Source organism: Rothia sp. P7208, assembly GCF_048512915.1.
GTDB lineage: Bacteria > Actinomycetota > Actinomycetes > Actinomycetales > Micrococcaceae > Rothia.
On sequence record NZ_JBLXXW010000005.1, the window covers coordinates 1 to 19,834 of the forward strand.

The following is a 19,834-nucleotide window of genomic DNA, read 5'->3' on the forward strand; positions in this document are numbered from 1 at the left end:
ATGGGCAGATTTTCTTGATCAAAAGATGAGAGAACGCCACCGCTTTAAATATGGGGAAAATGAGCAAACCGCTCAACACATATTAGTTCCTAAAACCGTGAACAGGAGAAGGAATTCTTCCACCGCGAGCCGCAAATAGTTCAGAAGATTCAGCGTGAATAGGCATCACAGGAGCCCGCCCTAGAAGCCCACCAAACTCCACCATCTGCCCGACCTTAAGACCAATAGCAGGAATAATACGCACCGCAGTTGTCTTATGATTCATGACGCCTATTGCAGCTTCATCAGCAATCATGGCAGCAATCGTAGATGCTGACGTATCACCGGGAATAGCGACCATGTCTAACCCGACAGAACAAATGGCTGTCATTGCTTCGAGCTTATCAAGAGTAATTTTCTGTGCGGCAGCTGCTTCAATCATGCCAATATCTTCTGATACTGGGATGAAAGATCCAGATAACCCACCAACATGAGAGCACGCCATCATGCCACCTTTTTTCACAGCATCATTGACTAACGCTAAAGCAGCAATTGTGCCGTGTGTACCAACACTCTCTAGGCCCATCTCCTCAAGGATATGTGCCACAGAATCTCCCACCTCGGCGGTAGGGGCAAGAGATAAATCAACGATGCCGAACTGAACGCCTAGACGTTCTGCGGCGAGGTTTCCGACGAGCTGCCCAACACGAGTAATTTTAAAGGCTGCTTTCTTCACTGCTTCTGCGCATGCATCAAAAGATTCGCCTCGGACTCGTTCAAGAGCACGTTTAACCACGCCGGGTCCAGAAACTCCTACAGAAATAACGGTGTCAGCTTCTTGTACACCGTGGAATGCACCCGCCATAAAAGGATTATCAGATACGGCATTCGCAAAAACCACAAGTTTAGAGCACGCAAAACCATGTTTATGAGCTGAGCCTTCTGCCGTTTGACGAATAACTTCACCCATCTTAGCGACAGCGCTCATATTAATGCCGGCTCGAGAAGACCCAATATTAACCGACGCGCACACAACGTCCGTTTCGTTAAGCGCCCGGGGGATACTCTCAAGCAAACGGCTATCTGCAGGAGTCATACCTTTATCGACAAGGGCGCTGAAACCACCGATAAAATCTACCCCAGTGGCTTTCGCTGCAGCGTCTAAAGCTTTCGCGTACTCCACATACTCTGTTGCCTCGCTAGCACCGGCAACTAAAGAAATAGGGGTAACAGAAATACGTTTATTGATGATGGGAATACCCAGTTCGGCTTCAATGCCCTCAACAACTTCAACAAGGTTTTGTGCGCGTTGAGTAATTTTTTGGTAAATCTTTTGGCAGGCAACCTCGGCCTGTGCGTCAGCACAGTCCAGCAGAGAAATACCCATCGTTACCGTACGAATATCAAGCTTATCCTCCTCAATCATTTGCAGAGTTTCGAGGATATTAGCGTTACGATCAAAAACCATCACAGACTCCTAGAGGGTGTGCATTGCGTCGAAAATAGCTTCAGATTGAATACGAATTTTCAGACGCTGTTCCTCTTCTACACTGCGCATAGCCTCTTGTAGTTCTTGGATACTTTGAGTCTCGTCATCGAAACGTCCGTGCAAAATCATGGTGAAATAATCGTCCATGAGAGTCTGCGAAATATTGAGAATATTTACCTGATTCTTTGCCAATTCTGTGGCAACAGCTGCCACAATTCCTTGATGGTCGTGTCCGGTAACAGTCAAAATGATATTCATGGGGGGTCTTTCTTTTGGCTCAGTAGCTGAGTCTATATGTACGCGGCGATGTAGGCTTCGCCAACACCGCTCATAGTGGTGGGGGTATCGCTGCCAGCATGTAACAGTGATTCTGTAGCACCGAGAGTGAGCTGAACATTAGGGGTGCTTATCGTCAGTTCTCCGCTTGTGCCAATCACTGCAGCAGCACCTTTAAAGGTATAAGAAACGCTCTGACCTTGAGAAAGTTTAACGCGTGTTACGCTCAATCGTGGATCCCACATGCTAAACACCCCAAGAGCGTCATCATCAGGTTGAGCACGCTGAACCACCGGCGCATCCTGTTGTACCGCAAGAATACGGATGAGCTCTTCAACATCAATATGTTTGGGGGTGAGCCCTGCTCTCATGACGTTATCGGAGGGGTTCATCAGTTCAATCGCTGTACCTGATACGTACGCATGAACTTGCCCGTCTGGAGTATACGCAGAATCGCCAGGGTGCAGGTGCAAAAGGTTCATCACCATCGCAACCAGCGCCCCAATATCGGCAGGGTGCTTCTGCTGAAGAAGTTGCATCAACTGTGCAACATCGTAAAGGACACCCTCTACAACAGTAGGGTTCTGTTCTAGCCATTGAGCAGTATGAGATAGCGTCACCTCTAGGTGACGCTTCGCGTCAGCTGTATCCATACGCAAAATAGCGGCAAGAAGTTCTTTATCGTTAGGTGCTGTTAGTAGAGGTAGAAGCCACTGAAGGTCAAATACCTGCGCAATATGTTGTAGCTCTTCAACAGGACGTACACCGGTCAGAATCGTCATATCAGATAGAGCAATAACGGTCTCCGGTTTGGAATGCTCATCTTTATAGTTTCGGTGTGGAGCATCTACAGGAATATTTTGCTCATTTTCGGCGTGATAGCCGGCGAGCGCTTGTTCAGGCGTTGGGTGGACTTGAATAGAAAGTGGGGCGTCGATAGCAAGAATCTTGAAAAGAAATGGAAAAGTTGTGCCCTCATAATTCGAAGGTAAGAAGTGTTGAGGGTTCTGTTCGATGAGCTGATTGAGAGCTATGCGGTCTTCACCAATTAACGCGTATGAAGGGGCAGCATCATGTGCACCAACCCAAAGTTCTGCTTCTGGTTGTGTTGAGGGAGTTTCTTCTCCTCGCATTTTTGCTAAGGCTGTCAAAGAACCCCAAGCATAATTTTGTATTGTGTTTTCTAAACGTATTAGTTCACCCATAGCGTCCATCATATCCTTATCTATACTCTCGGGATTGTTTCATCAGCCAGAAGTATTTTTCAGTGTTTATAGCCATACCCTAGGAAAATAGTCCGGTATTACTGTGAGAAACAGTTAGAATAACCCCGTGAATACAATTGATCTAACCGCATCCTTTAAAGCGTACGATGTTCGCGGCATCGTTGGGGAAACTATTACTGAAGAAACTGTCCGTGCTACGGCAGCTGCATTCGTTGATGTTCTAGAACTTTCTGGTCAGAACGTCCTCGTCGGTAGCGACATGCGCCCATCTGGCGAGAGCTTCACCGAAGCGTTCGCTGAAGGTGCTACTGCTCGTGGGGCAAACGTCATCAAGATTGGCCTTATTTCTACTGATGAGCTGTACTTTGCGTGTGGTGTAGAAAATGCTGCTGGCGTGACCTTCACTGCAAGCCATAATCCAGCGGAATATAACGGCATGAAGATGTCTAAAGCTGGTGCCGTACCTATTTCTTCTGAAACCGGACTTTTTGATGTTCGTGACCGTGCCCAAGACTACCTCAATGAAGGGTCTATTCCTTCGGTAGAGAATGTTGGCTCTGTCAGCGAAAAAGACGTCCTCAAAGACTACTCGGAATATCTGCGTAATCTCGTTGACCTGTCGAATATTCGCCCTCTTAAAGTTGTTGTCGATGCCGGTAACGGTATGGGTGGAATGACCACCCCAGCAGTTCTTGGCGACTCTATTCTTCCTGGTCTACCTCTCGAAATTGTTCCACTCTATTTTGAGCTTGATGGAACTTTTCCGAATCACCCAGCTAACCCGCTAGAACCAGCAAACCTCGTTGATTTACAAAAAGCTGTTGTAGAGCATGGTGCTGATATTGGTCTAGCTTTTGACGGTGACGCAGACCGTTGCTTCGTCGTCGATGAAAAGGGTGAACCGGTTTCTCCTTCCGCCATTACCGCTATTGTTGCCGAACGAGAAATTGCTCGTGCGCAAGCTGAAGGCGTTGAAGAGCCCGTTATTATCTATAACCTCATTACGTCTAAGGCTGTACCTGAACTTGTGGAGAAGAAGGGCGCTCGCGCCGTAAAGACTCGTGTGGGTCATTCTTTCATTAAGGCTGTTATGGCTGAAGAAAATGGTGTCTTTGGTGGTGAGCATTCTGCTCACTATTATTTCAAGGACTTTTTCAATGCTGATACTGGCATGCTTGCGGCAATGCATGTTTTGGCTGTTCTTGGTTCTTCAGAGAATTCTCTTTCTCAGATTGCTGCTGAGTATTCTCCATATGTGGCTTCTGGCGAGATTAACTCTGAAGTTGCTGATAAAGACGCCACCATTGCTCGTGTGGTTGAAGCGTTGGGCGACACTGTGGAGGTATCGACCATGGACGGTACCACTTTTGAGCACCGCTCTGAGGGATGGTGGGCTAATCTTCGCCCGTCTAATACGGAGCCGTTCTTACGCTTGAATTTGGAAGCTCCGGATCAGCAGACGATGGAACGTGTTCGTGATCAGATTCTTAGCATTGTACGTGCCGGCTAAGTCGTTTTTCTGTTCACGTTAAAGTGAAGAAGCTGCCCTGACGTTTTAGGACGTCAGGGCAGCTTCTTTTATTGAGGGGAAGAGAATTAGTGTTGTGCTGCGCGGGCGGTGTCGCGAAGCATCCACTGGTCAGGACCAAAAATTTCGTATTGGATACGAATACCGGGGATACCTGCGTCAATGAGTTGGCTTCTTGCGTTCTTCATGAAGGGAAGAGGCCCGCATAGGTATGCCATGGCGTTGGGGTCGATATCGAGTTGGGTGATATCTAGTCGCCCTTGATGTTCTCCGTCGTGGGAGTCTTCAAAGAATCGCACAATTTTTCCGTTCTGCAGTGAAGAGACGAGTTTTTCTGCTTCTTCACGTAGTGGCCAGCTTTCGGGGGTGCGGTCGCTATGTACGAGGACGACTTCACGGGTGGAGTTTTCGCGTACCATTTCGTCGAGGAAAGCGATCATAGGGGTGATGCCGATACCTGCGGAGAAGAGATAGAGGGGGCTGTTTCCGTCGTCGCCAAAGCCGCCGAGGGTGATGTCACCGTAGGGGTTGGAGAGCTGGATGATGTCTCCAACTTTGAGTGCGTGGTGAATTTTTGTCATTTCACCGTTGGGGTCAAGTTTACTTGCAATACGGCGCTGGTTTTCTCCGGCTGGTAGCAGGGTGTATTGTCGGGCTTGGTTGAGGCCGTCTTCAGCTTTTGCGATGAGGCTGACGTATTGTCCTGCTTTTGCTGGGGTGAGGGGGACGTCGTTAGCTGCTTCAAAGGTCATGTCGACGACGTTATCGCCGGTTTCTACGCGTTTGATGAGGCGGAAGGGGGCGTGCATAACATCATTTGCTTGGGAAGCGTAGAGGCCTTTTTCGATGTTGATGAGGGCGTTGCCCATGAGCCAGTATACTTCGCTCCAGGCTTCGGCTACTTCTGGGGTGCAGGCGTCTCCGAGGTCTGCGGCGATGGCTTCAAAGAGGTATTTGTAGACGGTGGTGTATTCGACGGCTTGGAGTCCGAGGGATGCGTGTTTGTGGGCAACACGCGAGAGGACTTCGTCGGGGTATTTGTCGGGGTTTTTGAAGATGTAGTCTGCGAAGATGACGACGGAACCGGCGAGTGCTTGGGGTTGGGTTCCTTCGAGTTGGGAGGAACGTGAGAACATTCCGTCCATGAGGTCTGGTCGTGCGGCAAACATTCGGCGGTAGAACTCTGGGGTGATATGTGGCATTCGTTCTGCGACGACTGCCAGTGTTGCCTCGATGATGGGGCGTGACTTTTCTGAAAGCATGTGATGTCTCCTTAGTGACAGGTTGTGTATAAACCCGTTATTAAATTAGCATATTTCATGCAAGAATTACGTATTGGGAAACAAAAAGCAGGTCATCTCAATCAAGAGACAACCTGCCATAGCGCAACAAAAAGGCTATTACCCCTTACCAGAAGGCGATAATCCTAGTTGAATAAAAACTGGTTGCAATTGCTTTTGTGTCGGCAACGAAGAGATAACAACAGGGTCCAACACCTCATAAAACGCCTGACGAGCACGCGCCAAATGAACACGCACATCACACTCAGTATTAAGCGGACAAGAACTTTTTGCACCTTCACATTCAACAATCGGGCTATCGCGCTCAGTATGCCGCAACAACTGCCCAATCGTCACTTTCCGACCTTCTTCAGAGAGTTTCACACCCCCTGCGCGCCCTCGACTTGAAAGCACCCAACCCTGATGAGCTAAGAAAGCAACTGATTTTGTCACATGGTGATAAGGAGTTCCTACCCCTTCAGCAATAGCCTGAGTAGAGAGCTGATGCCCCTCAGCGCCAGAAAGTAGCATCATGATGCGCAAAGAAACATCTGAAAACGCTGTAAGTCGCACACGCTCACCTCCCATAGACTTTGCACAAAAGACAACAATAAAACTGTATCTGTTAGAAGAGAAAAACCCGAATAAAACTCCCTGACACTCAGGCACAGAAGTGTTTATTACCCTGATAAAACCCAAAAAATGTCCTTTTTTATGTCAAAAGTTTTCCTATCTCAGCTAACGACACTCCCACCGTGTCCCCTAATTTGTTGTGCAAGGGGTAATATGTATAAAGCATTTGCATTTTAAGATTCCTCAGTGAATCTACTTGCACGAACCTCGTGTGGCGGGTATGCCCGATACATCAAGGATCTTCGGCAACAACGCAATAGACTTTTTTCACTCGAAACTAAGAAAGGGATTTCAATGTCCTCTCTAGAATCCTCAATTCAGGAACTCCTCTCCATCGAGGGCGCTTCCGGTGCAGCACTTGTTGATATTTCTTCTGGTATGGCTCTCGCTTCTGGCGGTGCTCCCGGTTTTGATTTGACCGTTGCTGCAGCAGGTAACTCTAACGTAGTTCGCGCAAAGCTCAAGACCATGACCGACCTTGGCCTTGGCGGAAACATTGAAGACATTATGATTACCCTCTCTAGCCAGTACCACCTCGTGAACGTACTCAACGCTTCTGAGACTTCAGGTCTTTTCGTTTACCTCGTACTTGACCGCAACACCGCTAACTTGGCACTTGCACGCCACAAGCTCAACAGCATTGCTTCACGCATTTCCCTCTAAACTTCTTCGTTTCTAGAGGTACGAAATAAGGGTGTATCGTCTCGTCACACGAAACGATTCACCCTTATTCTTTAAATAAGATTTGGGGTCTACCTTTGAAAGGTAGACCCCAAATATTATTTAAAGCTCGTCGTCGCCAATAGCAGCTTCCATCAACGTATCTTCAGTAGCTTCTTCATTACTCTGAATAGACACCAACTTGCCGTCGTGCATCACAGCGATACGGTTGCACAGCTCAATCAATTCAGACATATCCGAACCAATCAGAATAATCGAGGTGCCTTTTTCTGTGAGTTCCTTAAGCATCTTGTAAATTTCAGATTTAGCGCTCACATCAATGCCACGAGTGGGGTGGTTAAGAATCAGAATCTCACAGTCAGTAGTCATCCACCGAGCGAGCGCAACCTTCTGTTGATCACCGCCAGAAAGTTTACCGACTTCACTTTGAATGTTAGTGGTCTTGATATGAAGCTTCTGGATTTGGTCAGCAACCTCACGAAGAGCAGAAACCTCGTGTAAGAAACCCTCTGCATTGCTTTCAATACCAGCAGATTCCATGAGCGTCTTTGCGATAGAACGCTCATTAGCGATGCCTAGCTCATCGTCATCGTCGGAAAGATAACCAATACCATACGAAACAGAGGCTTCGGGGTTTCCCAAAGTAACATCTTCACCGTTGATTTTTAGCGTCTTAAAAGTAGCTTTTTGATCAACACCGACGAGAGCGGCTGCTACCTCGTTAATACCAGAACGACGAAGACCTGTCAGACCAAGAACCTCTCCCTTATTAACGGAGAATGTCACATCTTTCAAGAAACCGTCTGCGCCACATAGTCCTTCGACCTGAAGTTTCTCATGCTCACCAGAGAATTCTTCGGGGCGCTGCCCCATAGGAATTTCACGATGGAACATCTTAAAGGCAATCTCTTGAGAGCTCATCATATTAGGGGAAATCTCGTGAGAGATAATTCCATTATCTAAAATGACGGCGCGATCAGCCAATGAACGAATCTCGTCAAGACGGTGCGTAATGTAAATGACGGAACGTCCCTCTGCTACGAGACGACGAGTAATCTCGTGGAACTGATAGATTTCGTAGTCGTTAAAGGTTGCTGCTACCTCATCCATGAGCACCAGCTGAGTTTCTTCTGCTTCCATACGAACAACCTCAATGAGAGCTTGTTCAGCGCGAACCAGTTCACCCATCTTTGTGGTGGGGTCAATAGACAGACCAGCGTCATCAAGAAGTTTTTGGGCACGCTCGTTCTGTTCTTCTTCAGATTTATCAGCGTGGAATGTCGCACGGAAAATAGCTTGAGCAACAGTTAGTTTAGGATCAACTTTGAATTTCTGGCGGATAGACCCAACACCACAAGCAAGCGCTTCATCTGGGGTTTTAGGGTTATAAGGCTCTCCGGCGAGTGTCATAGTGCCAGAGCTGGCAACGTCCCAGCCACCAAGAATAGATATTAACGTTGATTTTCCAGCGCCGTTCTCACCGAGTAAGCCTAGAACCTCACCTCTGGCGACGTCAAAATCGGCGCCCTTCAATGCGAGAAGGTGATCATGCTTCTTAGTTAATCCTCTAACGCTGAGCAGGTTCTCCACCGTTGCTTACCCTCCGAAAGAAATAATGCGGCGACAATACTTTATGTAAAGTATCAAGAATCTCTTATGAGATTCCTAGAATACTTTCCCCAAATAAAGATACTAATAGTAATTAGTGTCAATTAGGTAATTATATTGCACTGCGCCCCTTAAAACATCAAAAACGGCAGTAATGTGTATGAACACATCACTGCCATTTCTGATATGACGCTCATATATTGCTGATATTACTTTCCAATGCGCTCAGCAAAAGCACGACGCTGAGCTTTAATCGCATCAGGAAGACCTTCCCCTAAGCTTTCAAGCCACTGATCGATACTTTCGAGTTCTTCACGGCATTCTTCGGGATTAACAGCCAACGCCGCACGCATTTGGTCTTCTGTAATATCCAGACCATCGGTGTCGATATCTTCTACACCCGGCACAATACCTAAAGCAGTCTCTTCGCCGTGAGCTTTTCCTTCAAGACGGTCAAAAATCCATTTAACAACGCGAGAGTTCTCACCAAAACCAGGCCACGCGAAAGCTCCATCAGGTGTGCGACGGAACCAGTTCACATAGTAGATTTTGGGCATGTTCTCTTCGCCGTGCTTTTCTCCTAGAGCAAGCCAATGAGCGAAGTAGTCGTTGACGTTGTAACCGATAAAAGGCAACATCGCCATAGGGTCACGACGCACCACACCTACTGCACCTTTTGCCGCAGCAGTGGTCTCGGACGATAGCGTTGCTCCGCGGAAGACACCTTCTTCCCATGTGCGCGCTTGAGAAACAAGTGGCACCGTTGTTTTACGTCGTCCACCAAAAATAATAGCGCTCAACGGAACACCGTCAGGTTCGCTAAATTCAGGTGCCAACATATCAACCTGTTCAATAGGGGTGCAGAAACGAGAGTTCGGGTGAGCTGCCGGACGCCCACAATCAGGAGTCCATGACTCACCACGCCAGTCCGTGAGGTGTTCTGGCACATCTTCAGTTTTTCCTTCCCACCAGACAGAGTTGTCGTCAGTGAGAGCAACGTTGGTAAAGATAGTGTTGCCTTTAGCGATAGCTCGCATTGCATTAGGGTTGGTGCTCCAACCAGTACCAGGAGCAACACCAAACATTCCCGCCTCGGGGTTGACGACGTGGGGCTTACCGTCTTCGTTGAAGGTAATCCATGAGATGTCGTCGCCAATCATTTCAGCTTTCCAACCTTCGATGGTTGGCTCCATCATTGCAAAGTTTGTTTTTCCGCAAGCTGATGGGAAGGCTGCAGCCAGATAGTGGGTTTTCTGTTCGGGGTTGGTGACTTTGAGGATGAGCATATGTTCTGCCATCCATCCTTCGTCTCGCCCCATAGCGGACGCTATGCGTAGTGCATAGCATTTTTTGCCGAGGAGGGCGTTTCCGCCGTAGCCAGAGCCAAAGGACCAGATCTCTCGAGTTTCGGGGAACTGGACGATGTACTTTTCTGGGTTGCATGGCCACGGCACGTCTGTTTGGCCGTCCTCTAAGGGTGCGCCGACGCTGTGAAGTGCTTTGACGAAGAACCCTTGTGTTGCAGAGAGTTTATCGAGGACGGCTGTACCGATAGTGGCCATAATGCGCATGGAGCATACGACGTAGGCAGAATCGGTGATTTCAATACCGTATTTTGGTTCGGTTGCATCGAGTGAACCCATGACAAAAGGAATAACGTACATGGTACGTCCGCGCATGGAGCCGGCGTATAGTTTGCTCATGAGTTCGCGCATTTGTGCGGGGTCGCGCCAGTTGTTGGTGGCTCCTGCTCCTTGTTCGGTTTCTGAGCAGATGAAGGTTCGTTCTTCGACGCGGGCGACGTCGTCAGGGTCAGAGAAAGCGGCGTAAGAGTTAGGGAATTCGTGGTCAGAGAGTCGAATGAAAGTTCCGGCTTCGACAAGTTCTGACGCTAAGCGGTTGTATTCTTCTTCGCTTCCGTCAACCCAGTGGATATTTTTAGGTTGTGTCATCTGTGCAATATCTCGAACCCAGTCGATGATATCGGTGTAGGTGGTTGGTGCGTTCTCTAGCTGTTCTAGTACGGCTGTGTTGAGAGCGTTTTCATCGGTGTTTTGATGTTTGTTGCTCATTAGGAGCTTCCCCTTTTAGTGTGTTGATGGTTTCAGTACCTCGATGTGCTGAAACAACGCCCCTTGGTTGTGTTGGTTTTTGTGCGATAAACGCCAAAAGCTCCTAAATCTTTGTGCAGACGGTACTGTACCGCGCAAGGTTTAGGAGCCAAACAACCAAAGGTTGCTCACCTCATCGTGATAGACCAAGAGTATCGTCTGGGTTTTGTGGCGCTTGTGTAATTACACGTTTTTCTCCAATCATGTTGGATTTATCCGTACCAAAATAGTTTTCGCTCGTCAGAAGCTGTGTTTTTTAGAAAAAAGTGACCATTACCCCACGCCAACACCCGACTTACCTACAATGAGATAAGCGTCACTCGTTTTTAATTTGTCTTTTCACCAGAAGACTCTGTAAAGTATTACCTGTTGCAACGGCAAGGGTTCAGAACCAAGCCGAGAAACATGCGCCTGTAGCTCAACGGATAGAGCATCTGACTACGGATCAGAAGGTTGGGGGTTCGAATCCCTTCGGGCGCACCACGGAAAATAAACCCGGTTCTTAGGAATCGGGTTTTATTTTTATCATCAGCTTCATAACAACATAGAAGAACGCTCTACACACCATATTTATGGAGTACTTTCTCACACCTACTACGCACAACACAGAATAAATAGGAATAATAGTTAATCTAAGAGCGTTCCATCAGCACAAGACCAAAACATACCAACGTCATCCAAGGAGTACACCGCATATGAGCATCAACATCAACGTCACCGACGAAAACGGAGAAACCCGCTCAGCAGAGTGGGAAGAAGACCAAACACTACTTGACGCACTTCTTGCCAATCAATTCCCCGTGCTAGCAACCTGTGGCGGAAACGCCTCATGCGCAACCTGCCACGCCTTCATCGACCCAGAACACTTTGAAGCATCTGGTGAACGCACCGAAGCAGAAGAAGACCTTCTTGACATGGTAGATGACGTCGCAAATGAATACTCTCGACTATGCTGCCAAGCCGAATACGCAGAAGGCATGGACGGCGCAACGATAACACTTAAACCTGGGATGTGATATGAAAATCTTCAGTTCCCCCACCACAAGATTTCTTCCTTACTTAGCAATCGGGCTATTCACACTCAATGCGTGCTCACAAAGCCCGCAACATCATTCTTCTGCGCCTACCCCTTCAGCAGAGACTTCCTCCCCCGCCTCTACTTCTTCTGCTTCCGCTCCAACGGCTACACCAAAAGCAGCTGGTCCGAACCCCACAGCAGAATCTGCGACAGTAAACCCTTCTTCTGCTCCATCATCGAGTGAATCTGACGCAAAATCTGAAGAAAACGTACAGAATACTCAATCATCAGCACCTGCACGAGAGCCAGAAAGCCCTCTCACCCCAACTCAACAGCCACCGGTTACAGAGTACAGTGAGCCTCCTGTTCCACGTGGAACGGTTATTACAGTTCCTCCAGAACCTCCTATAGCTGCTCAACCTACCCGCGGTGAATCTAACGCAACGTCCCAGAGTGCACGCCCTGAGCCTGCTGTTCCGGCACCAGCTTCAACAGCGCCAGTTACAGCAAGTACCCCTACCTGCGATTATGGGCATATCCGTATCGACGCTCAAGCAAACCCCGGTGCTGGTGCTGCCGGTTCTCGTTATATTAGTTTGACGTTCAGCAACACCGGCACAACTCCGTGCTCTCTTAGCGGTTACCCAGGCGTGAACTATGTAGATGCAAATGGGCACCAGATTGGGGCAAGCGCGGTACCAGCTGGAGAATGGACAAGTTCAGGTAAGGTCTTACGTTCTCAGGAGTCTGCAACAGCAATTCTTAGAGAAACCCGAGCCGGTCTTTATAGCGAACAAATGTGCCAACCAACAACAGCTGCCGGCTATCGTGTGCACATCCCTGGAACTTCAAACTCGTTAGTGTTGAAATTTCCAGCAGAAGCATGCTCCAATGATTCTGTCGCGCAGCTTAGCATTGGGCAGATAGGCGCCAGCTCCTCATAAGATTCATCTAGCTGGCACCTATTCCTGCCAGCTAGATGAAAGTTAAAGAATCTCTGCAACTTCCTCAAAACTAAAACGTGGATTTCGTTTGTACGGGGTTGGCGTACTATACCCGATGTTCACGATCATAAAGGCACGTTGCTTTCCGTCTGGGAAGAACTCTTGGTTGATAGCAGAGAAGCTTGCGCCGGTCATTGGCCCAGCAGATAATCCGAGCGCACGAATAGCAGTGATGAGATATCCTGCAGAAAGTGTTGCTGATTGTTCAGCAGAATGAAGGCGTGATTCTTCTCGTGAGAACTTTTGCGCAGCATGCGCCATCGACGGGTTAAATTGCTCAAATTTGTCAACCCAACAGGTATCAAAACTGAGGATAGCGCTCACAGGCGCTTGCTGAATCTGCGGCTGGTTTGACGGCGCTACATGAGGTAGCAGGCGTTCTCGGGCAGTGGTGCTTCTCAAAAAGGTCAGGCGCAAAGGCTGGGAGTTAAAGGCTGTCGGACCCATTTTAGTGAGGTCATATATTGTACGTAGCTGTTCTTCAGTAACCTCTTGATGAGTGAACCGGTATGCGGTGCGCGGTTGCACAAAGATTTTATGAAGAGTTTCTGTATCGAGGGGCTCTAGTGTCATGATGATCCTCTTGAACTAACGAACTAATTGCTACTAAGCATAAACTTTTCTTCTCCTCTCATAAAAGGGGTTGTTGGGGTTCTTTACGTTATCGTTGGTGTTATCTTTTTGTTTCTTTGTGTGTCTCATATGTCAAAGTGTGGTGTTCATGGCTGGTCGAAGTCGTAGACGTCTTCTTACTAAACCACTGCCTCAGCGTCTGGGCATTGACCCTATCTCGCTCAGACTCCCCCTCGAGTTTCCCGAAGATTTACGTGCACGGGTAGATACCCCTACCCCCACCATTGCGCAGTATCTTATTGCCCGTTTTTATCCTGATACGCCAGAGGTTGTTAACCGGCTCTTTCACCGTAGAGAGGTTGTCGCTGGGGACGGAGTGCCCTTACCTGTCGATGCGCCTTTTGAAGGCGGTTTAACAATTTGGTATTACCGTGAACTGTCTCAAGAACCTCAATTACCTGATGATATTCCTGTTCTTTATGAGGATGAGTGGATTCTTGTAGTAGATAAACCACACTTTTTACCCACCACTCCTCGCGGCATGTTTGTTGCGCAAACAGCGTTAACCAAATTGCGGGTTCAGCATCAGAATCCGTTACTTTCGCCGGTGCATCGTTTAGATAGAGCGACGGCGGGTGTTTTGGTTTTTTCAAAGGTTCCCCAGAGCCGTGGCCCTTTTCAGACGTTGTTTCAGAGCCGCCGCATTGTCAAAGAGTATGAGGCAGTTGCCCCGCTGATTCCTCAGTTGGAGGGTTCGGCTTCCCCATGGCAGGTGGTACGTAGTCACATCGTTAAAAATCGTCAGCAGGTTCAAGTTATTCAGCATTCTGAACAGCAGTGTCTGAGTCTAGGACTTGAGCCTAATGCGCTCTCTGAGGTTGAGTTAGTTCGAAGTATTCACTATTCGACGGAGCAGCTTCATCAGCTGAGACTGGAGCATAATCCTCGTCTTGTAGCCCCTAACTCGCGTAATCTTTATGGGGTATATCGCCTGAAACCTCATAGTGGTAAAACTCACCAGTTACGTGCCCATATGCTCCTTTTAGGTGCCCCTATTCTTGGTGACACTCTCTACCCTACGGTGTGTCATGAGTTTCCTGATGAACAGAATTTACCGCTACAGTTACTTGCCAAGAGGATTTCTCTTAGACACCCGCTAACGGGAGAAGATCTTGTCGTCACGAGTTCACGAACTTTGGCTTTAGCCCAATAGTTAGGGTCAGTACTGAGGGAACGGTAAAGGTTTAGACTTTTCTTCGTACTCGGTTATTGGGTTTCTCTCACTGAAGGAGATATATGGAGCAGGCACCTAGTCGCAAGTCGCATCGTTATGAGATTTCAGAGGCCGAAAGTCGCCAGCTAAAAGCTGAGTATGCTCAAACTATGAGCATGCGGGCTGAAACTGCTGGTTCTTCGGTATTACACTTTTTTGCTCAGCGTGCATTATCCATTCCTGGTACTCTTTTGGGGGCTCCTCAGGTGCCTGATTGCCGTTCAGTTAAAGAACGTTTGACGCATTGGCATTTTTGGTGGCAGGCGCATTTCTTGGATTGTGCTCTTGATGCGTCATTCCGCGCTCATCGACATATGGATTCTTCACAGGCGACGAGATGGTTTGAACGTTCTCAACAGATTTTACGCGGTATTCGGGCTAGAAATTTTGGTCTCTACACGAATACTTTCTACGACGATATGGCGTGGCTTGCTCTCGCTGTGGGGCGTATGAATGCGTTATCTGAGCTGTTGTATGGTCGCGGGTATATGCCAGCACAAGATGCAGGGGTGCAACTTTTTAAGGCGTTACGTCGAGGTGCTACGGACCATCTTGGTGGTGGAATGTTTTGGTCTACTGACCATGATTTTAAAAATACTCCGGCTACTGCTCCTGCAGCTCTAGCTTTTGCACGGGCACATCAGCACGATCAGGCGCGTGCTCTTGTTGATTGGCTTCAAGAGAATTTGTGGGATGAACAGCGTCGTGCATATCTTGATGGTATTAAGATTCTTTCCGAGCAGTCTCAACTAGAAGATTCTCTCTTTTCGTATAATCAGGGCCCTATTTTGTCGGCTCTTCTTGAAATTCACGGTGTGGGTATGCCTTTACCGGATAAAGTTCAAGACCATATTTCCGCTTTGCTTGAGGGAATAGTCGAACATTTTACAGAGGATTTTGATATTTCTGATACGGAACGTTTGAGGATTCTTCGCACAGGCAAAGATGGTGATGGTGGCCTGTTTACCGGTATTCTTGTCCGATATTTGGCTCAGGTTGCGCTCTCTGTCAACGTTAAAGAGTCTTCTCGTTCTCTTGCTGGTGATTTAGTGGTTCATACAGCAGAAGTTTTGTGGGAAGGCAGAAGAGAATTTGATCCAACGTTGCCGGTTAATGAGGCGGGAATTGATGTTCGTGAGATTCGTGGGGAGCCGGTCGTTCTTTTCTCTCCGGATATTCTTCAACATTCTTCGCAAACGTTAGTGCCTGGTGCTCCGGTGGAGCTGTCGTCTCAGCTTCAGGGGTGGATGATTCTTGAGGCTGCTGCACGGGTGTTAGAACAATAAGTTTTACACTCATTTTGAGTAGTGGTGCTTTAAAATGTAGTCCATGATGTTCTCAGCATAAAAAGGGAAAATAGAGACAAAACGGTATCTCGCTTAAATTGTTCTGCGATTAAGTTGTACAGGAATGATGAGGAACCCGTACAACCAGATAATCTATATCTAAAACACGTCTTGAATCACAGAAATCAAATATGCCTAATATTTTTCGTTCTCTCTGGTCTGGAGAGCTGCTCAGCTTCACCTCGACACAGTTCATATTATTTATACTCCCTGTCATAGCCATATCTTCACTTAATCTTGAGAATTCTCAGGTCTCTGCCATTAATGTTGCGGTAGGGGTTGGCACGCTTTCTTTTCTTCTTTTGTTGCAGCGTCTGGGTGATTCTCACAAGAAGATTATGCTTCTTTCTTTATGCTCTCTTATACGGTCGCTATTGTGCTTCTCAGTTAGCTACTTGCTGGCTATCGGTGAGTTCAAGATTGTCTTTCTTTTCTTCTTCGCGTTTCTTATTTCGGGGATTACGGTTTTCTACGACAGCTTGTTCTCGTCCTTGATTCCTGCGGTGATTGATAAAAAGTATATTCCTCGGGCAAATCGATGGTTTGCCAGCCTTCATTCGGTGGCAGATATAGTCGTTGGTGCTACCGCTGGAGTTGCGTTTGGCATGATGAACAGTTCAAATCTCTTCATAATTTTTGGTGTCCTGTATGCGTTGTCGTTGATTGGACCGGTATCTGCCGCGAGAAGTTACACGGGTGTCGCTGATACCAAACAAAAGGTTTCGGAAGATACCCATACAGGGTATTGGGCAGGGTTAACTTTCTTAGTGAGGGACAACATCCAGTTTCCACTGACCAAGAGTATCGTTTACTTTAACTTTATAACCTCAGGAATTCAGGCAGTCTATATTATTTATCTGCTTCGGAACACAGATTTTTCGGTACTTAGCTTAGGTGTTGCGAGTTCTCTTGGTGGGGTCCTTGGAATTATTCTTGCTCATTTTTCTGGTCGAAAGATAGATACCTTAAAACCATATTATGTCCTCATCGTGACTTTTCTGCTTCCGGTTGTCTCTGGGGTTGGAATCTATATTTCTCAGTATTTTAATAATGTTTTTTCGATTGTTATCGTGGGAGTTTCGCTTGCCTTATGGTCTAGCTCTATGATGATCAATATTTCGATTTCGGAGACGCTTAAGCATCTTTTGGTTCCGCATGATGTGTTGGGAAGATTCTCGATGTCTCAGCGGTTGTTAACGTGGGGAGCTGATCCGTTGGGTGCTGTTCTCGCATCTTTTCTTTTAGCGTATTTGCAGGCTGGTACGGTGTTTCTCGTATTTTTGTTGTTGCTGTGCGTATCGCCGTTGTGGGTTATAATTTCAGGCGAGATAAGAAAACTTCCGGTTTTATCTGAAAACGGCTAATTAGCCTATGTGTAGAGTTCATCTTAGTGAACGTCATTGTGTGGATATTCTGTAAATCACGTTCTTTGAGCTTTGTTCTATCTTCAAGGAAGGTGGGGTGAGAGTGTGATGTGGGGTATTTTGACAAGATGAAATAGGAGAACTTCTTGTATGGTCCGTTGTTTTGTTTTGTATAAGACTGTAGTATAAAAAATTAATGATTTGCGCTTCAAAAGGTGCAATTTTATGGGCAGAGATACTGCTCATAAGGTCTTTCTTGATGGGCTTCTAAAGCATGTTGTGAGGACGCCTAAAGTAAAGGGGATAAATACATGGATAAGTTCGTTGCTTTTCTTGTCACTGTAGCAGTTTTATTATTCATGCCATTACCTATTGCGTTAGTGCTCAGCGGAGGAGAACTCTTTACCAGCGGATGGGCAGGGATTTCAAAAGAGTTCTGGGTTACCTATTGTTTTGGTATGGTGACTTTTTTGGCTAGCCTAGCATGGCACATCTGGAAAGATTCACACTCTACTAAGGGCAAGAAGACCCAGAAATAGTAGTTGATTTTTTCATCGCATTGTTAGTGTCAGCGCGTGACTTTTGTTGAGAAGTCACGCGCTGAGTGTTTCTTTCGAGGTGTCTCACAATTCTTCCAGTAGGAGCATCCAGAAGAATATGAGGCAGCTAAGATTTAACTCTTCTCATCTTCTTCTACTGAAGCCTGAACGAACTCCGAAGAGAAGAACCCCCTCTTATAAGTAACCCCTGTTTGGACCCACCAAATATGGAACTTACTAGGTATCTTGACTGAATATATTTCATACTAATTTTATTCAAACTTTAAACTCAAAGGTCGCTCATATCGCCATATGACGTATTCTTACCCTTCCGCGCAAGCAGCTCAGAACGGATACCTTTTGCATCAAATTCTGCGAGCCACCTCAAGATGAAAGTTATTTTGAACGCCTCACACTAAGAGTTATTATAAAAATTCTTAAATTTCCATCTAGAAGAAATTAAAATAATATGCTAAAGTGACTTGTATCATCTTTATTGCTTCCAAAACCCACCCAAGGAGTTATCATGAGTAAAGAATATATCACAAATCACACCTTTTGCAGTAACCAATAAGCAAAAATATAAATGGGAAATATAAAACATAAAACATTTTTACTCGCAGTATCTTACGGGATATTGATAGCCTCTATCAGAATATCTCTTATACATTTTCAAATTGGGTATAGCCCAGTAGATTACGGCGTCTATAAAAATGTAAGCAGTCTCCTGCAACACGGTTTAAGTATCTACGACAATGACGCTATTGGAACATATGTAGAACAGGGGCTTCCTTTTGTATACACACCTTTCTCTGCCATAATACTCTATCCCTTAGGATATTTCCCAGAGCCTTTAGGTGTATTTACTTGGACTTTTTTAAACGCAATTTTACTGTTTTATATAGTCAAGATATCTATTAATGATATTAGCGGAATAAAAATATTTTTATTTTCACTAATGTTTTCGTCATTTAATATCATAGCTCAGCACTTTATGTTTGGGCAAATAAATATAATACTATGCTTTTTATGTCTTTATGACTTGCTTCGCAAGAACATAAAGGTGCTCCCCCGAGGTATATTAATAGGAATAGCTGCAGGAATTAAACTGACCCCCGCGCTATTTATCGCATTTTTCTTATTTTCAAAGAGATGGAAATATTTTATTTATTCTTCTATTTCATTTTTGATAACAGTCATTATAGGTTTTCTTTTTACTCCCCACAATACGGTGGAATATTTTACCTCTAAAATCTTTAACCTCTCTTCAGTAGTAGACTTAGGCCAAAACTTTTCAACGTCGGGGAATAGCTCAATACAAGGTGTTATCTCTAGATGGACTGGTAATCACGACAGTGCACTAGTTGCCTTACTTTCACTTTTTGTAATATCAATATCGTTCATAGCAGCATCGCGTCTATTACAATTAGGTGATTATCTAGCTGTAGCTTCTATCATTGGAGTCGCGTCATGCCTGCTCTCACCAGTATCGTGGTTACACCATTGGGTCTGGGCTGTTCCTTCAATCATATGGCTCCTACGCTCAACCCGACAGCTGTTTAAGATACCTCTTGCAGTAGCATGGTCGCTAGTATGTATGGCCCAAGGAACAGATTCAGGTGACTATCTTGCATCAGTTGGTGCACCACTACTATTTTACGAGTTCTTCAGATCATCACTTGTGTTGTGCGGAATACTCTGGATTATGTACATGTTTGCGAACACCACTAGAAGAATTTTAAACAATAAAACGGGGCTATAATCGGTCAGTACCGACTATAGCCCCGTGGCAAACAGTGATATGCAGTATTGCATGCATCATCAAAAATGTAGAGTTGAGTTAGATTCTACTGCGACGCTTTCAACGACAACACGCAGGAATAGGTCCTGCGATGCATTTTTAGTT

The 19,834-nt window shown here is 46.4% G+C and carries 17 protein-coding genes and 1 tRNA gene; 10 read left to right on the forward strand and 8 right to left on the reverse strand.

Annotated features, from left to right (window positions below; translation table 11 throughout):
• Nucleotides 1-82: 82 nt before the first annotated feature.
• Genes ACN084_RS05930 through manA form a run of 3 tightly spaced genes read right to left on the reverse strand, consistent with a single transcriptional unit; the run spans nucleotide 83 to nucleotide 2,961 of the window.
• Nucleotides 83-1,447, reverse strand: a complete 1,365-nt coding sequence (locus ACN084_RS05930; protein WP_419106216.1) for a PFL family protein — start codon at nucleotides 1,445-1,447, stop codon at nucleotides 83-85.
• 9 nt (nucleotides 1,448-1,456) lie between these two features.
• A complete protein-coding gene (locus ACN084_RS05935; protein WP_419103802.1) occupies nucleotides 1,457-1,726 on the reverse strand; it encodes an ACT domain-containing protein in 270 nt (89 codons plus the stop codon).
• 32 nt (nucleotides 1,727-1,758) lie between these two features.
• Nucleotides 1,759-2,961, reverse strand: a complete 1,203-nt coding sequence (gene manA / locus ACN084_RS05940; RefSeq protein WP_419106217.1) for a mannose-6-phosphate isomerase, class I — start codon at nucleotides 2,959-2,961, stop codon at nucleotides 1,759-1,761.
• Between the two features lie 115 nt (nucleotides 2,962-3,076).
• On the opposite strand from manA, the gene ACN084_RS05945 reads away from it, so the two are divergent.
• The gene (locus tag ACN084_RS05945) at nucleotides 3,077-4,480 is read left to right on the forward strand and encodes a phosphomannomutase/phosphoglucomutase (protein ID WP_419106218.1); all 1,404 of its coding nucleotides are present in this window, start codon (nucleotides 3,077-3,079) and stop codon (nucleotides 4,478-4,480) included.
• 86 nt (nucleotides 4,481-4,566) lie between these two features.
• Here ACN084_RS05945 and ACN084_RS05950 read toward each other — a convergent pair whose 3' ends face one another.
• Nucleotides 4,567-5,760, reverse strand: a complete 1,194-nt coding sequence (locus ACN084_RS05950) for a globin domain-containing protein (protein WP_419106219.1) — start codon at nucleotides 5,758-5,760, stop codon at nucleotides 4,567-4,569.
• Between the two features lie 138 nt (nucleotides 5,761-5,898).
• Complete coding sequence (locus ACN084_RS05955) at nucleotides 5,899-6,351, reverse strand: RrF2 family transcriptional regulator (RefSeq protein ID WP_419102369.1); 453 nt, start codon at nucleotides 6,349-6,351, stop codon at nucleotides 5,899-5,901.
• Between the two features lie 354 nt (nucleotides 6,352-6,705).
• Here ACN084_RS05955 and ACN084_RS05960 point away from each other — a divergent pair, with 354 nt between their 5' ends.
• Entirely contained in the window at nucleotides 6,706-7,074 is a 369-nt protein-coding gene (locus tag ACN084_RS05960) for a hypothetical protein (protein WP_419102368.1), read from the forward strand.
• A 120-nt stretch (nucleotides 7,075-7,194) separates the two neighbouring features.
• On the opposite strand, the gene ACN084_RS05965 is transcribed toward ACN084_RS05960, so the two are convergent.
• Both ACN084_RS05965 and ACN084_RS05970 read right to left on the reverse strand, forming a co-directional pair.
• Nucleotides 7,195-8,682, reverse strand: a complete 1,488-nt coding sequence (locus tag ACN084_RS05965; RefSeq protein ID WP_419106220.1) for a sugar ABC transporter ATP-binding protein — start codon at nucleotides 8,680-8,682, stop codon at nucleotides 7,195-7,197.
• Nucleotides 8,683-8,909: 227 nt separating this feature from the next.
• A complete protein-coding gene (locus ACN084_RS05970; RefSeq protein ID WP_419106221.1) occupies nucleotides 8,910-10,772 on the reverse strand; it encodes a phosphoenolpyruvate carboxykinase (GTP) in 1,863 nt (620 codons plus the stop codon).
• 446 nt (nucleotides 10,773-11,218) lie between these two features.
• On the opposite strand from ACN084_RS05970, the gene ACN084_RS05975 reads away from it, so the two are divergent.
• From ACN084_RS05975 to ACN084_RS05985, 3 genes are all read left to right on the forward strand, one after another.
• Nucleotides 11,219-11,294 (forward strand) — tRNA-Arg (locus ACN084_RS05975).
• 212 nt (nucleotides 11,295-11,506) lie between these two features.
• On the forward strand, nucleotides 11,507-11,827 hold the full coding sequence (locus tag ACN084_RS05980; protein ID WP_419102365.1) for a 2Fe-2S iron-sulfur cluster-binding protein: 321 nt from the start codon (nucleotides 11,507-11,509) through the stop codon (nucleotides 11,825-11,827).
• A 1-nt stretch (nucleotide 11,828) separates the two neighbouring features.
• Complete coding sequence (locus ACN084_RS05985) at nucleotides 11,829-12,773, forward strand: DUF4232 domain-containing protein (RefSeq protein ID WP_419106222.1); 945 nt, start codon at nucleotides 11,829-11,831, stop codon at nucleotides 12,771-12,773.
• 42 nt (nucleotides 12,774-12,815) lie between these two features.
• Here ACN084_RS05985 and ACN084_RS05990 read toward each other — a convergent pair whose 3' ends face one another.
• Nucleotides 12,816-13,406, reverse strand: a complete 591-nt coding sequence (locus ACN084_RS05990) for a malonic semialdehyde reductase (protein ID WP_419106223.1) — start codon at nucleotides 13,404-13,406, stop codon at nucleotides 12,816-12,818.
• A gap of 148 nt (nucleotides 13,407-13,554) precedes the next feature.
• Between ACN084_RS05990 and ACN084_RS05995 the strand changes: the two genes are divergently transcribed.
• From ACN084_RS05995 to ACN084_RS06015, 5 genes are all read left to right on the forward strand, one after another.
• A complete protein-coding gene (locus ACN084_RS05995; RefSeq protein WP_419106224.1) occupies nucleotides 13,555-14,619 on the forward strand; it encodes a pseudouridine synthase in 1,065 nt (354 codons plus the stop codon).
• A gap of 83 nt (nucleotides 14,620-14,702) precedes the next feature.
• Nucleotides 14,703-15,965 carry a glycoside hydrolase family 76 protein gene (locus tag ACN084_RS06000; protein WP_419106225.1) on the forward strand — a complete coding sequence of 421 codons (1,263 nt, stop codon included), beginning with the start codon at nucleotides 14,703-14,705 and terminating at the stop codon, nucleotides 15,963-15,965.
• Nucleotides 15,966-16,156: 191 nt separating this feature from the next.
• The gene (locus ACN084_RS06005) at nucleotides 16,157-17,389 is read left to right on the forward strand and encodes an MFS transporter (protein WP_419106226.1); all 1,233 of its coding nucleotides are present in this window, start codon (nucleotides 16,157-16,159) and stop codon (nucleotides 17,387-17,389) included.
• 311 nt (nucleotides 17,390-17,700) lie between these two features.
• Nucleotides 17,701-17,928, forward strand: coding sequence for a hypothetical protein (locus tag ACN084_RS06010; RefSeq protein ID WP_419103814.1), 228 nt, complete (start codon nucleotides 17,701-17,703; stop codon nucleotides 17,926-17,928).
• A gap of 586 nt (nucleotides 17,929-18,514) precedes the next feature.
• Nucleotides 18,515-19,690 (forward strand): glycosyltransferase 87 family protein, encoded by a 1,176-nt coding sequence (locus ACN084_RS06015; RefSeq protein WP_419106227.1) that lies wholly within the window; start codon nucleotides 18,515-18,517, stop codon nucleotides 19,688-19,690.
• Nucleotides 19,691-19,834: the final 144 nt, after the last annotated feature.